This window comes from Staphylococcus sp. IVB6240, assembly GCF_025558425.1.
Classification (GTDB): Bacteria; Bacillota; Bacilli; order Staphylococcales; family Staphylococcaceae; genus Staphylococcus.
Genome location: NZ_CP094718.1, coordinates 1,962,819 through 1,976,102, shown reverse-complemented (window position 1 = coordinate 1,976,102; position 13,284 = coordinate 1,962,819). Strand labels below are relative to the sequence as shown.

The 13,284-nt window shown below is 38.3% G+C and carries 10 protein-coding genes and 1 pseudogene; 8 read left to right on the top strand and 3 right to left on the bottom strand.

The genetic code is table 11. From position 1 onward, the window contains the following. Positions 1-296: 296 nt before the first annotated feature. Complete coding sequence (gene pflB, locus MUA88_RS09885; protein WP_262605496.1) at positions 297-2,546, bottom strand: formate C-acetyltransferase; 2,250 nt, start codon at positions 2,544-2,546, stop codon at positions 297-299. Between the two features lie 332 nt (positions 2,547-2,878). Here pflB and MUA88_RS09880 point away from each other — a divergent pair, with 332 nt between their 5' ends. Then, complete coding sequence (locus tag MUA88_RS09880; RefSeq protein WP_262605495.1) at positions 2,879-4,021, top strand: hypothetical protein; 1,143 nt, start codon at positions 2,879-2,881, stop codon at positions 4,019-4,021. Between the two features lie 469 nt (positions 4,022-4,490). On the opposite strand, the gene MUA88_RS09875 is transcribed toward MUA88_RS09880, so the two are convergent. Next, a complete protein-coding gene (locus MUA88_RS09875) occupies positions 4,491-6,017 on the bottom strand; it encodes an SLC13 family permease (RefSeq protein WP_262605494.1) in 1,527 nt (508 codons plus the stop codon). A gap of 485 nt (positions 6,018-6,502) precedes the next feature. Here MUA88_RS09875 and MUA88_RS09870 point away from each other — a divergent pair, with 485 nt between their 5' ends. Then, the gene (locus MUA88_RS09870) at positions 6,503-6,685 is read left to right on the top strand and encodes a hypothetical protein (RefSeq protein WP_262603980.1); all 183 of its coding nucleotides are present in this window, start codon (positions 6,503-6,505) and stop codon (positions 6,683-6,685) included. Positions 6,686-6,745: 60 nt separating this feature from the next. Here the strand turns inward: MUA88_RS09870 and MUA88_RS09865 are convergent. Next, a pseudogene (locus tag MUA88_RS09865) lies at positions 6,746-7,564 on the bottom strand (formate/nitrite transporter family protein). Between the two features lie 158 nt (positions 7,565-7,722). Between MUA88_RS09865 and MUA88_RS09860 the strand changes: the two are divergent. The 6 genes from MUA88_RS09860 to cobA all read left to right on the top strand — a co-directional run bounded on the left by MUA88_RS09860 (position 7,723) and on the right by cobA (position 13,260). Beyond that, the gene (locus MUA88_RS09860) at positions 7,723-8,268 is read left to right on the top strand and encodes a GNAT family N-acetyltransferase (RefSeq protein WP_262603979.1); all 546 of its coding nucleotides are present in this window, start codon (positions 7,723-7,725) and stop codon (positions 8,266-8,268) included. Between the two features lie 162 nt (positions 8,269-8,430). After that, complete coding sequence (locus MUA88_RS09855; RefSeq protein ID WP_262605493.1) at positions 8,431-9,180, top strand: sirohydrochlorin chelatase; 750 nt, start codon at positions 8,431-8,433, stop codon at positions 9,178-9,180. Beyond that, positions 9,152-9,613 (top strand): precorrin-2 dehydrogenase/sirohydrochlorin ferrochelatase family protein, encoded by a 462-nt coding sequence (locus tag MUA88_RS09850; RefSeq protein WP_262603977.1) that lies wholly within the window; start codon positions 9,152-9,154, stop codon positions 9,611-9,613. Before MUA88_RS09855 ends, MUA88_RS09850 begins: the two co-directional genes overlap by 29 nt. Continuing rightward, positions 9,606-12,011, top strand: coding sequence for a nitrite reductase large subunit NirB (gene nirB / locus MUA88_RS09845; RefSeq protein WP_262603976.1), 2,406 nt, complete (start codon positions 9,606-9,608; stop codon positions 12,009-12,011). Before MUA88_RS09850 ends, nirB begins: the two co-directional genes overlap by 8 nt. A gap of 5 nt (positions 12,012-12,016) precedes the next feature. Continuing rightward, positions 12,017-12,325 carry a nitrite reductase small subunit NirD gene (gene nirD / locus MUA88_RS09840; protein WP_095117799.1) on the top strand — a complete coding sequence of 103 codons (309 nt, stop codon included), beginning with the start codon at positions 12,017-12,019 and terminating at the stop codon, positions 12,323-12,325. After that, entirely contained in the window at positions 12,316-13,260 is a 945-nt protein-coding gene (cobA, locus tag MUA88_RS09835) for a uroporphyrinogen-III C-methyltransferase (protein WP_262603975.1), read from the top strand. Before nirD ends, cobA begins: the two co-directional genes overlap by 10 nt. The last annotated feature ends 24 nt before the right edge of the window (positions 13,261-13,284 follow it).

Here is a 13,284-nt window from a genome sequence, read left to right as displayed (position 1 = left end):
TATAAAGTTTTCGTCGTAGTGCCCCTGTAAAGGTGATTAGATATGTGACAAGTCTTAAAAGACGCAGGCACATGTCAATCAACTACTACACGCAATTCGATAAAATCAAAAAGCGATTTTACCTCATTGCTCTGATTCTGCTCAAACCCAAAGCGCTCCTTTCACAACCTCGTGATGTCAGTGTTCGAGAAGCAGAATTCTCGACAGAACTCAGTCATTTTGCAAAATCAAAAAGCAATTTTGAAAATGACTTTTGTTCTGCTCAAGTTCTAAGCGCTTCTCTCACAACCTCGTTGCTACATTGATTCGTGGAATGTGCGTGAGATGACATCCAGTTGTTGTTCGCGTGTCAACTTGATGAAGTTTACAGCATAACCTGATACACGAACTGTTAATTGTGGATATTCTTCAGGGTGTTCCATCGCATCTAATAATGTTTCACGATTGAATACGTTGATGTTTAGATGGTGACCGTGTTGCATTGCGTATCCATCTAAAATACTTACTAAGTTTTGTTCTTGTGTATGTTCTTCTTTACCTAATGATTTTGGTACGATACTGAATGTATTTGAGATACCATCTTTACAGCAATCATATGGTAATTTTGCAACAGATGATAGTGATGCTAAGGCACCATTTTCATCGCGACCATGCATTGGGTTCGCACCTGGTGCAAATGGTTCGCCTGCTTTACGTCCGTCTGGTGTGTTACCCGTTTTCTTACCGTACACAACGTTAGAAGTGATTATTAAGACACTCATTGTATGTTCAGAGTCACGGTAAGTTTTGTGTTTGCGTAGTTTTCTCATAAAGCTTTCAACCAATTGAACGGCGATGTCGTCTACGCGTGGATCGTTGTTACCGTATTTAGGGAAGTCGCCTGTTGTTTCAAAGTCTACCACTAGACCATTTTCATCACGGACTGGACGTACTTCTGCGTATTTGATGGCAGATAATGAGTCAGCTGCAACAGACAGTCCGGCAATACCTGTTGCCATTGTACGGTGAACATCTGTATCATGTAATGCCATTTCAATACGTTCATAACTGTACTTGTCATGCATGTAGTGGATGACATTTAATGAGTTGACATAAACACCTGCAAGCCATTCCATCATCTCATCAAATTGTGCATATACTTCATCGTAATCTAAGATGTCAGAGTTGATTGGTGCAAATTTTGGTGCAATTTGGTCGCCAGATTTTTCATCTTTACCACCGTTAATCGCATATAATAATGTTTTCGCTAAGTTAGCACGTGCACCGAAGAATTGCATTTGTTTACCAATCTTCATTGCAGATACACAGCAAGCAATACCATAGTCGTCGCCATAACTTTCACGCATTAAGTCGTCATTTTCATATTGAATTGAGCTTGTTTTGATACTCATCTTCGTACAATAGCGTTTGAAGTTTTCTGGTAAGCGTGTAGACCATAAAACCGTTAAGTTTGGTTCTGGTGCAGGACCTAAGTTGTCTAATGAATGTAAGAAACGGAATGAGTTTTTCGTTACCATTGGACGTCCATCGATACCCACACCACCGATAGATTCTGTTACCCAAGTTGGGTCGCCAGAGAATAATGCGTTGTAATCAGGTGTACGAGCGAATTTCACAAGGCGTAACTTCATGATAAAGTGGTCGATAATTTCTTGAACTTCTGATTCTGTAATCGTACCTGCTTGTAGGTCACGTTCAGCATAGATATCTAAGAAAGTAGACGTACGACCAAGACTCATTGCAGCACCATTTTGTTCTTTAATTGCTGCAAGATAAGCTAAGTATAACCATTGAACTGCTTCTTTAAAGTTCTCAGCCGGGCGACTTAAGTCAAAGCCATAGCGTTCACCAAGTTCTTTTAATTCTTTCAATGAACGGTATTGTTCAGACACTTCTTCACGCAAACGAATGACATCTTCAGACATTGTAGAAGAAATGGCATTGAAGTCACGTTGTTTTTCTGCCATTAAGAAATCCACGCCGTATAAAGCAACACGACGATAGTCACCGATAATACGGCCACGACCATATGCATCCGGAAGACCTGTGACAATACCTGCTTTACGACAAGCTAACATTTCTTTAGAGTAGGCATCGAATACACCTTGGTTATGTGTTTTACGATAGTCAGTGAAGATACGCTCAGTTTCTTCGTCTAATTCATAACCATATGCTTCACATGCTGCTTTTGCCATACGAATACCACCGAATGGTTGCATTGAGCGTTTGAATGGTTTATCTGTTTGAACACCAACAATTTGTTCTAATTCTTGGTTGAGGTAACCTGCATCATGAGAAAGGATTGTTGAAACAACTTTTGTATCCATATCCCACATGCCACCGCGCTCACGTTCTTCTTTAGAGAGTTGCATCACTTGATCCCACAACTTTGATGTTGCTTCAGTAGGACCTTCTAAGAAACTATCGTCACCTTGATAGCCTGTGAAGTTGAGTTGGATGAATTCGCGCACGTCTACGTTACGCGTCCAACCTCCTGTTTTAAAGCCTGACCATGCATTGTTTTGTTTCTTTGGTTCTTTAATCATGTGAATACCTCCTAGTTAGGTTTTGTTCATCATTTCACAAAGAAGTATAGCAACACTTGTGAAATAAATCGCGATAAAATATGAAAGCGTTTTATCGTTGTCATAATTTAGATTTTATTTGGATATAATTTGGACATAAATATTAATATGATTTACATGAAATTATTTGACAAATGACTGAGTTGTCAGTATTTTTTTAATGCAATATATGTTTTTGTGTATAGGATTTGAACAAATATAATAGGAAATAACTTATTTCGATAAAAAGGCTTTCGTTAAGGAAATGAACTCTGTACAATGAAAGTATCATGATCATGAATGGGTGAGAAAAAATGGTAAGAGATTTTGAAGGGATGTCAGATTTATTATCTGGTTTAACTGATGATGAGAGAGCGCAGTTTGAAGAAGCGATGATGAAGCAAGGGGTTTTACCTGAGCAACCAAATTCAATCGTCGAGCTTATGTCAGACTTAACGCTTGGAGATATTAAAAGATTGTGTAAAGCACATGACATCAAAGGTTACTCTAGCATGAAGAAAGATGAAATGCTGGTTCATTTTATACAAGAGCTTGCTACAGAGTCATATATTAAAGAAGAAGTAAGTAAGATGAGTCGTGATCAACGTTTTGCATTTGCATTAACACATCACTACAGTAAGGAAATGTTGCCGTTTATTTCATCAATTACATTCCCAGATTCCTACCTCGTCTTTAACGTGGACGAAGAAGATAATGGGTTATCAGTGTTGGAGATTCCTGCAGAGATTGCAACACAAGTCGGTGAATATATCGAAAAAGAAGATGAAGAACTACAAGCATTGATTCTGAAGTATCGTGTGTTTGAAGCGACAACGAATTTATATGGCTTATATTCATATACGCAATTACAAAATGTATTTAAAAAATATTTAGATGAAGAGAATACATTAATTGATATTCAACGTTTCGTTAAGCGTTGTGAACGCATTGCACCAGAAAATGTAAACTATCGATTGGTCAATGGTGCGATTGTTTCTTTAGGCCTACAATTGGAAGAAGATGAGTTTTCACACTTCTTAAAAGACGCACATTACTACATGCCGGAAACAATTGAAGACATGTTATATTTCGAGAAAAATGTCTTTAACTTACCGGATGAAGATATGATTGATTTCTTATCTTGGTTAGACCGTAGTGTGAGAAAAGATAATAACTTTAACGCAACGGCAGATCAATTGAATATCGAATTGTTAACAATGATGAAGCATGCCATCTCTTATGATATGGTGGCAGATGTTTTATTATCAATGGTGAACGATGGCATTCTTCGTAAACGTGTGACAGAAACGCATCAAAACAAAGTGAAACCTGTCTACATGAAGATGCGTAACTGGATTTTCCACGGATATACATTTGATGAGTATATGCAAATCTTAGACAAAGAATATAAATATGATGGTTCGAAAATTATTGATATCAATGACCATAGAGAATAAAAAGTAAAAATAGGACAGTAGCACGTCATAGTGGCGTGTTGCTGTCCTATTTTTGTTATGGTATGTTTATTGGAAAAATGACAAAGGTTTATTGACTTTTGCCATTCAATTTGAAAAACATATGATGATGGTTCTTCATAGCCAGCAGCTATCTGCTAGTAATTCCCTTCAATTTCATCTCAGACGTAAGACGTAGTTAAAGTTCAACCTCCTGTCTGATGTGGCATTGTACAAAACAAGATATGATATAGACAGAGGTTAGGACATGTAGATGTCACCTCAAATATCAGTAATACTTGGAGAACAGACAAGTGTGCTGAAGAATAGAAAAAGATTCTATTCCCATATGGATCAAATGAAAGCAGATAAAACAATCCCTAAACCTTATACCCAAAACACCTCCTAACTGAGATGTTAAAAGAAAAATGCCTGAGAATGTTTCCCCCATTCTCAGGCATTTTTTCGATTTCTATAAAAGACCAAGCCATTGCCAGTACGTCATACTGAAAATGATGACGAGAATGTATCCGACAACAGTCAGTGGTAAACCGATTTTTAAGTAGTCTTTTGCAGTAAAGGTTTCAGTTCCGTATGCCAACATACCTTGTGGCGAGCTGACTGGAAGTAAGAAACCAAAACTAATCACGAATTGTTGAATCAATACAAAGCCGATAGCGTGATCGCCAAGGCTGAGTGTAGATGCAAGTGAAATAAACACTGGGATTAATGCTGATGATAAACTTGTTGCGCTAGCAAATCCTAAGTGAATGAGAATATTAAACAATGAAATCAACGCAATTGTTGCGATGAGTGGCATGTTTTCTAATCCCATCAAGCCGAATGTTTTATCACTTAACCATTGTGCCGCTGTTGTTTGTAGCAATACGTTCCCTAATGAGATACCTACACCGAAGACGATGATGGTACCCCAAGGAATCTTACTCTCTGCTTCTTTCCAGCTCATGATACCAATTTTTGGTGTCAACATGATAGCTAAAGCGAGTAATGTGATTGATGAAGAATCAATCGGGTGTAATACTTTTTCAGTAGACCAGAGTACAAGTAAAGCGATAGAGATGATGATGAGTCGCCATTCTTTTGGTGTGATAGGACCGAGGTCTGCCAGTTGCTGTTTCACTAAGCTGCTTCCGCCTTCGATTTCATCTTTTTCAGTTGGAATGACTTTTAAAGCGACAAAGTAAAGAACGACTGACATGATGATAGACCATGGTGCGGCGTATAAGAACCATTCACCCCATGAAACATCATGACCGAGTTGGTTATTAATAAAGTTAACGGCTACGATATTTTGAGCGGCCGCTGTTTTAATACCTACGTTCCAAATCGATACAGCTTGTACGGCTGTAATTACGAGAAGAGCTGCTAAACGACTATTTTTACTTGCGCCAAATGCTGCAACCATACCGAGTAAAATGGGTACAACAGCACCAGTACGGGCTGTTGCTGACGGTACGAAGAATGCTAGAATAATCGCTACGACAATTGCACCGACAACGATACTTCTTGTTTTATTGCCAACAAGTGATAATACCCAAAGTGCTAAGCGTTTATGCAAGTTTGTAATTTGCATCGCTGTTGCTAAAAATAACGCAGCTGCAACTAAGGCAACAGCACTAGATGAAAAACCACTGAAAGCGAGTTTTAAGGCATTACTTGTACCAAATGCTGTATCACCAGTAATTGGATCACCATTTGCTTTTGGATTGCCAAGTGACTCTGCTAAGTTTTGGACTGGACTAAATCCAAGTAAGAGGATAATGAGTCCAATGATGATGGCAGCTGATACTGGGTAGCTGACTGCTTCAGTCACCCATAAGATAACGGCAAACGCGAGAATTGCGAGTGCGCCTTTACCCATGATAGGTAAGCTTGCAGGCGTTGGAATGAGTAATATGACGATCAGTGCAACAAACGCCAGAATGAACCATGCTGGTTTAAAATTACCTGAGACTTGCTTTTTTTGTGAAGTGCTCATAGTAAATCGTCCCTTCTATTTGTAAGTGGTTTTATTGTAACAATCATTAAATGAAAACATAATTATATTCTCGGGATTTTCACAAAATAGACATATTTTATAACAAAAGAATTTTTTGCATAAATGAACTGCTATATCACTTGAGAAAAGTCTAAGAACTAGTGAAATGATGAAGCGTTAGGACGGAGTGGATTTAGGCTCTGAGAACTTTATGATTAGTTTTCAAAAAGAGGGATTTCAAAATTAATAGTTGATGTCCAATTTTTAAATGACGATTTATATAAGTTATTATTTACGGTAGGTTAATGTATGACGTACAAGTTAAAGTACATAGCAATTATTTTAATCATTCAATAAATTGTCAGAATTGAATAGGTCTCATCAATATCAGACGGTGGTACAATGAGGATGATGTATGTAAACGTTTCACCGTTCAGATCATACAAATAGTATTACATATCATTCAATTATGAGGAGATGTTTATATGAATAAACGTTATGTTAAAGTATTAGGATTATATGTTGCAAGTACTGCAGTACCAGTATTATTAAACAAGGTCTGTAAGTTGGATGGATTACTGAAGTGGACGGTACAAACAGGATTAGGATACGGCATTTTTGCATATGGCTTAAAAGTCATGACACGACGCAAAAAAGCTGCACAATAAATAGAAAAAGCGATTTGGACATTATTAAATGCTCAAATCGCTTTTTTGCGTATATCAAGATTATTGTTGTTTAGGCGTACCATTTAAGTAAGCATATAGTAATCCGATCATTAAGCCACCACCGATATAGTTACCAATAAAGGCGAAAACAATATTTTTCAGAACACCAATCCAGCTTAATGCATCTAAATTATAGAACAACATACCGACAAATAAGCCAGCATTGTAAACAACGTGTTCATAACCCATAAATACGAAAATAATTACGCCAATTGCAATGAAGAGTGTTTTTGTTAAGCCTTCTTTGAACATAAGTGATACGTAAATACCAATGTTGATAAAGAAGTTAGCAAAAATCGCTTTTACTAAAATAGCGTGCCAAGTCGGCTCGACTGTTTTAGCAGCAACTGTTTTTGTGAGTGCTTCAATCATTTCTGGTGTCATAACTTGTGTAAAAATCAATAGACCGAACAATACGAAAGCACCTAAAATATTTCCTAGGAAACAAACTGCAAACAACCACATTGATTTTGCGATTGAGATTGTGCGGTAATACATTCCGATTGTTAGGAACATGAAATTACTTGTTAATAACTCTTAGTGTGTCAATACGATGAATACTAAGGCAATACTAAATGCCATTGCACCCATAAGATTGACAACACCTGGTAAGGCGCCGGCCATTTGTGTTTTCATGGTTAACATAAAAATAGTAACAATTGCGAGTAAGAATCCAGACATCATCGATTTTAAAATGTAGCGCGGCATTGTACGATCCAACATGATTTCTTTCATTGCAACGCTGTGAATAATACCTTCAACAATAGAGCGCGATGCGTAGGTGTCTTGGACCGATTTGTTTGGTTTTTCAATAGACACTTTAAACTCCTCCATTTATGTGATTTTCTTAACAATTATATTTTACTGTATTCACAATTAAATAAATAGGGGTATTTTTAAATATTGAGCCAACTGTTACAGATTATGCACGATATTCTGATAAAATAGCGAAAAAAGTATAGAAAGGATGTGTCACGATGACACAACAATTTCGACTGGCAACGCTTGAAGATACAGAAGCACTACATCAATTGATGTATCGTTCTTTTACCCCATTGCGTGAAGTGGGAATTAACTGGCCGTCTGTCAATGCAACGCCAGAAATGATTGCAGATAATATTCGAGATAATGCTTGTTATGTTTTAGAAGTCGATGGTCGTATTGTATCGACATTGTCAATTCGCTTTCCATGGGAGTCTGAAACACCTGTCTCAAAATATCCATTTATTTGGTGGTTAGCGACAGAACCAGATGTGGGTGGACAAGGCTATGGTAGCCAAATGATGCGTTATGTTGAAGAAAACATTTTGAGAGATACAGTAAAAGCACCGGCTGTTGTGCTTGGAACATCTGCACGCAAAATGGCATGGCTTGAAGATGTCTATAAAAAACGTGGTTATGAAACATTTTTTGAAATGGAAGATGAAGAGACTGGCGATAAAGGTGTCATGATGGTGAAAGTGCTTATTCCAGAGCGCTACAATGCAGAGCTATTAGCACCACCACCATGGGGCGAAGAATAACCATATTTAAACATTGAATAGGGTTTATAAATAAATAGAAAGAGATGATAGGGAATCCCCTTGCGAACAGGCTAGGGGGTTCCCTATTTCTGTATTTAGTTGTGAATGGAATCACAAAATGTATGTGAATTATATTACAATATAAGGGAGGGGGTGAAGCAGTTGCAGAAAACGATTTTAATTGTACACGGTATGCGTAAAGGTAAGTTGAATGAAATACTAGAACAATTTGTGCATGACTTGTTTGACCATACTTCAATTGATTATGATGTGGCATTTTTGGAATCTGAAGAGCGATCTTTAGAAACAGTTGTAGCGGCAACAGTGCGACAAGGGTATCAAGCAGTGAATTTGGTTCCGTTGCTACTTTTTACAGCATCACACTATTATGAAAATATTGCAGATCAAATGAAGGTGTGGACAGATCAATATCCGCAAGTACAGTTTATGTTAGCAGAACCACTTGGAACACATCCAGCAATGACAGAGTGGATATCAAAACAGTTATCCCGCTATGAACATGAGATTGATCATACAACAGGTGTTGTGATTTTAGCGCATGGCAATGCACGTTTTGATGAACCTGATGTGGCGCTGACACGATTGGCGAAACAACATTCGAATGATCAGTTTCAGTGCTATCCAAGTATGGTCTACGGTAAGTTGAAGTTCAAAAATACATTGCTACCACTCGCAGAACAGTATGATAAGTTGCTCATCATTCCATTTTTCTTTTACGACGGTTATCTCGTCAATAAAACAAAGCGACGAATCTCGGAAATGATGTTACCAACAGAAATTGTATACACGACTGCAATTAACTTTGACCCAGTATTAAAAACGATTATTTTAGCGCGTATCGCATCTTGTGAGGAGGCACGTCATGTATCCAATACAGCTGAACTTGTGTAATAAACACGTGGTGATAGTTGGCGGGGGGAAGATCGCATGGAGAAAGTTCCAAGGATTAATCGATGAAGCGTGTCGGATTGATGTGATCAGTCCACAATTTTATGAAGGGTTTACTTCTACGCAATGGCCAGCAACGATTAGATTATTACAAAAAGAATATGAAACGGGTGACATTGCAGAGGCAGATTTAATCATCATTGCGACAGACCGTGCTGACGTCAATGATCGTGTGGTTCGTGATGCGACAGATCATCAATGGGTGAATCATACGGGAGACAGACACCAGTCGGACTTTTTCAATACTTTGAATGTCAGACATGATGATATGACGATTAGTATCAGTTCGTCAGGGCAGTCCATTCGAAAGACGCAGGCATACGCAAGGAAAATAAAGGCATATTTACAAACGTTAGAGGAGGATATCCATGAGTAAAACGAAATTATTAATGATTGGTAACGGTATGGCGGGGGTCCGTACAATTGAAGAAATCTTGGAACGTGATCCAGATAAGTTTGATATTACAATTATCGGTAAAGAACCATATCCAAACTACAACCGTATTATGTTATCAAACATCTTACAAAACAAAATGACAGTCGAAGAGACAATCATGAACCCATATGAATGGTATGAAGAGCGCAACATTCAATTAATCACAGGAGATAAAGTGATTAAAATCAACCGTGAAGAACAAAATGTTGAAACAGAAAGCGGTCGCGTTGTTGGATACGATCAAATGATCATCGCAACAGGTTCTGATTCATTCATTTTACCAATCGACGGTTCACGTTTAGATGGTGTTGTTGGTTTCCGTACAATTGATGATACAGAAAAAATGCTTGAAACAGCGAAAACGAAGAAAAAAGCAATCGTTATCGGTGGTGGCTTGTTAGGTCTAGAATGTGCGCGTGGTCTTGTGGATCAAGGTATGGACGTAACCGTTGTACATTTAGCAGAATGGTTAATGGAAGTACAATTAGACCGTAAAGCGGGTGGTTTATTGAAAGCGGACCTTGAAAAACAAGGTATCAAGTTTGAATTACAAGCAAACACTCAAGAAATCATTGGTGAAAGTCATGTAGAAGGTATTCGTTTATCAGATGGTCGTGTATTAGATGCAGATATGGTTGTAATGGCTGTAGGTATCCGTCCAGTAACGAAAGAAGCACGTGCAGCTGGCCTAGAAATTGGTCGCGGTATCGTAGTAGATGACTTCATGAAAACAAGCGACCCTAACATTTATGCAGTTGGGGAATGTGCGGAACACCGTTCTAAAGTATACGGTCTTGTTGCGCCACTTTATGACCAAGGTAAAGTATTGGCAGACCACATTACGGGTCAACCAACAGAAGGTTACCAAGGTTCTACAACATTCACATCATTAAAAGTATCAGGTTGTGACTTATTCAGTGCAGGTCGCATTACTGAAAATGAAGATGTACGTGGTATCGAAACATTTAACGGTGTAGATAACATTTACAAAAAAATCTTTGTTCAAGATAAAAAAATTGTGGGTGCGGTCCTTTACGGTGATACAGAAGAAGGTAACCGTTTCTACAATATGATGAAGAAAGGCGATACAATCGACGAATACACACTTGTATCTATCTTGCATAAAGCAGGTGAAGTAGATGCGATTAGTGTTGCTGACATGGATGATGACGAAACAATCTGTGGTTGTAACGGTATCTCTAAAGGTGTGATCGTTAACGCGATTAAAGAACATGGCTTAACATCAGTTGCAGACGTAACAAGAGTGACAAAAGCAGGTAACTCTTGTGGTAAATGTAAAGGTCAAATCGGTGAGTTATTAGAGCATACATTAGGTGGAGACTTTGTTGAAAGTGGTCCAACAGGTATTTGTGAATGTACAGACTTATCACGTGACCAAATCGTTACGCAAATCCGTGCAAAAGGTCTAAAAACATCTAAAGAAGTACGTCACGTATTAGACTTTAAAAACAAAGGCGGTTGTCCGAAGTGTCGTCCGGCAATCAACTACTACTTAAACATGGTATATCCACATGATCATGAAGATGAAAGAGCATCACGTTTTGCCAACGAACGTTACCATGCGAATATCCAAAACGATGGTACATTCTCTGTTATCCCACAAATGCGTGCAGGTGTAACAGATGCGGATCAATTAATCCGTCTTGGTGAAGTGGCTAAGAAATATGATGTACCACTTGTTAAAGTAACAGGTTCACAACGTATCGGTTTATACGGTGTTAAAAAAGAAGAATTACCACAAGTATGGGAAGATCTAGGCATGCGCTCAGCATCTGCTTATGCGAAGAAAACACGTTCAGTTAAGAGCTGTGTAGGTAAAGAGTTCTGCCGTTTCGGTACGCAATATACTACAAAACTTGGTATTCGTCTTGAAGAAACATTCGAATACATCGACACACCACACAAATTCAAAATGGGTGTATCTGGATGTCCACGTAGCTGTGTAGAATCAGGCGTAAAAGACTTCGGTATCATCGGTGTTGAAAATGGCTTCCAAATCTACGTTGGTGGTAACGGTGGTACAGATGTTGTGAAAGCTGAATTCTTAACAACAGTAGAAACAGAAGACGAAGTAATCAAATTATGTGGTGCATACATGCAGTACTACCGTGAAACAGGTGTTTATGCAGAACGTACAGCACCATGGTTAAAACGCATGGGCTTTGATCAAGTGAAATCAGTTGTATTAGACCCAGAAAAACAAGAAGAACTGTATAACCGTATCATGGAAGCGAAAGCAGCAATTCCTGAAGAACCATGGAACGATATTACAAGTGATGATATGAAACGTAAAATTTTCGAAGTGGAGAAGGTGTAAGACAAATGGCAGAAAAAGTAAAAGTGGCACACATGTCAGAAATTGAACCATTAATTGGTAAGAAAGTCATTGTTGGAGACAAACAAATCGGATTATTCTTAACGGAAGATGGCGAACTTAAAGCAATTAACAACGTTTGTCCACATAAACAAGGGCCATTATCTGAAGGGACAGTCAGCGGTCATTATGTCTTCTGTCCACTTCACGATCAAAAAATTGATTTGAATACTGGTGAAGTTCAAGAGCCAGATGAAGGCTGCGTTGAAACATATGAAGTAGAAATTATCGATGATGAGGTATATTTATGTCTGTAACAGGCAACCCCTCAAAAGTGTATTTAGTAGGAGCAGGTCCGGGTAATCCGTGCCTGCTTTCTAAAAAAGCGGAAAGATGTATCCAACAAGCAGACGTCATTTTGTATGATCAGCTCGTACATCCATTTATCTTGCAACTGTCACGTCCAGATGCAGAATGGATTCATGTTGGTAAAACACCTTACACACGTTACATCAAACAAGAACGCATCAATGAGTTACTTGTTGAAAAAGCACATGACTATCAACGTGTTGTTCGTTTAAAAGGTGGCGATCCTGCGATTTTTGGTCGTGTAACTGAAGAAGTTGATACACTTCGTGAACATGGGATTGATTTTGAAATCATACCCGGTATTACAGCAGCCAGTGCCGCTATCAGTCAATTGGGTCGTGGTTTAACAGAACGACAAGTATCAACAAACATTACATTTACAACGGGTCATTTTAAAGATGATGTTGAAAATGAAATTGATATTACCACACTTGAAAATGGTGGTACTTTAGCAATCTATATGGGTGTTAAGCGCCTACCATTATTAATGGATGAAATTATGACGAAAGTGGGCATTGATTACCCAGTAGCCGTCATTTTCAATGCGACACGTCCAAACCAACAAGTGATTGGTGGTACTGTGACAACAATCGCTGAGAAGATTGCACAATTGCCAGAACGTCCAGGGCCTGGTGTGACGATTGTTGGTGAAGTAGTACGTGATGTTGAAGAAATTAAACCAGAAGAAAATATGGAACCAGAAATGGTCTTATTAACTGGAGAACGCACACGTTGTATTGATGTCGCATATGATATTTTTGAAAAAGGTGGTGCGGCATTAATTGATGACCGTGAAGTGTCAGAGTTACATCCAAGCCAACATGAAATTATGACAGCATGGCTCGAAAATTATGACTTCACATCAGAACAAGTCATTGAATAATAACTAATAAGCATCGTACAAGGG

Coding starts and splice junctions, on each gene's coding strand:
- nirB (WP_262603976.1), top strand. CDS start 9,606: ATGAGTAAAACGAAATTATTAATGATTGGTAACGGTATGGCGGGGGTC.
- MUA88_RS09875 (WP_262605494.1), bottom strand. CDS start 6,017: ATGAGCACTTCACAAAAAAAGCAAGTCTCAGGTAATTTTAAACCAGCA.
- nirD (WP_095117799.1), top strand. CDS start 12,017: ATGGCAGAAAAAGTAAAAGTGGCACACATGTCAGAAATTGAACCATTA.
- pflB (WP_262605496.1), bottom strand. CDS start 2,546: ATGATTAAAGAACCAAAGAAACAAAACAATGCATGGTCAGGCTTTAAA.
- MUA88_RS09880 (WP_262605495.1), top strand. CDS start 2,879: ATGGTAAGAGATTTTGAAGGGATGTCAGATTTATTATCTGGTTTAACT.
- MUA88_RS09870 (WP_262603980.1), top strand. CDS start 6,503: ATGAATAAACGTTATGTTAAAGTATTAGGATTATATGTTGCAAGTACT.
- MUA88_RS09860 (WP_262603979.1), top strand. CDS start 7,723: ATGACACAACAATTTCGACTGGCAACGCTTGAAGATACAGAAGCACTA.
- cobA (WP_262603975.1), top strand. CDS start 12,316: ATGTCTGTAACAGGCAACCCCTCAAAAGTGTATTTAGTAGGAGCAGGT.
- MUA88_RS09850 (WP_262603977.1), top strand. CDS start 9,152: ATGTATCCAATACAGCTGAACTTGTGTAATAAACACGTGGTGATAGTT.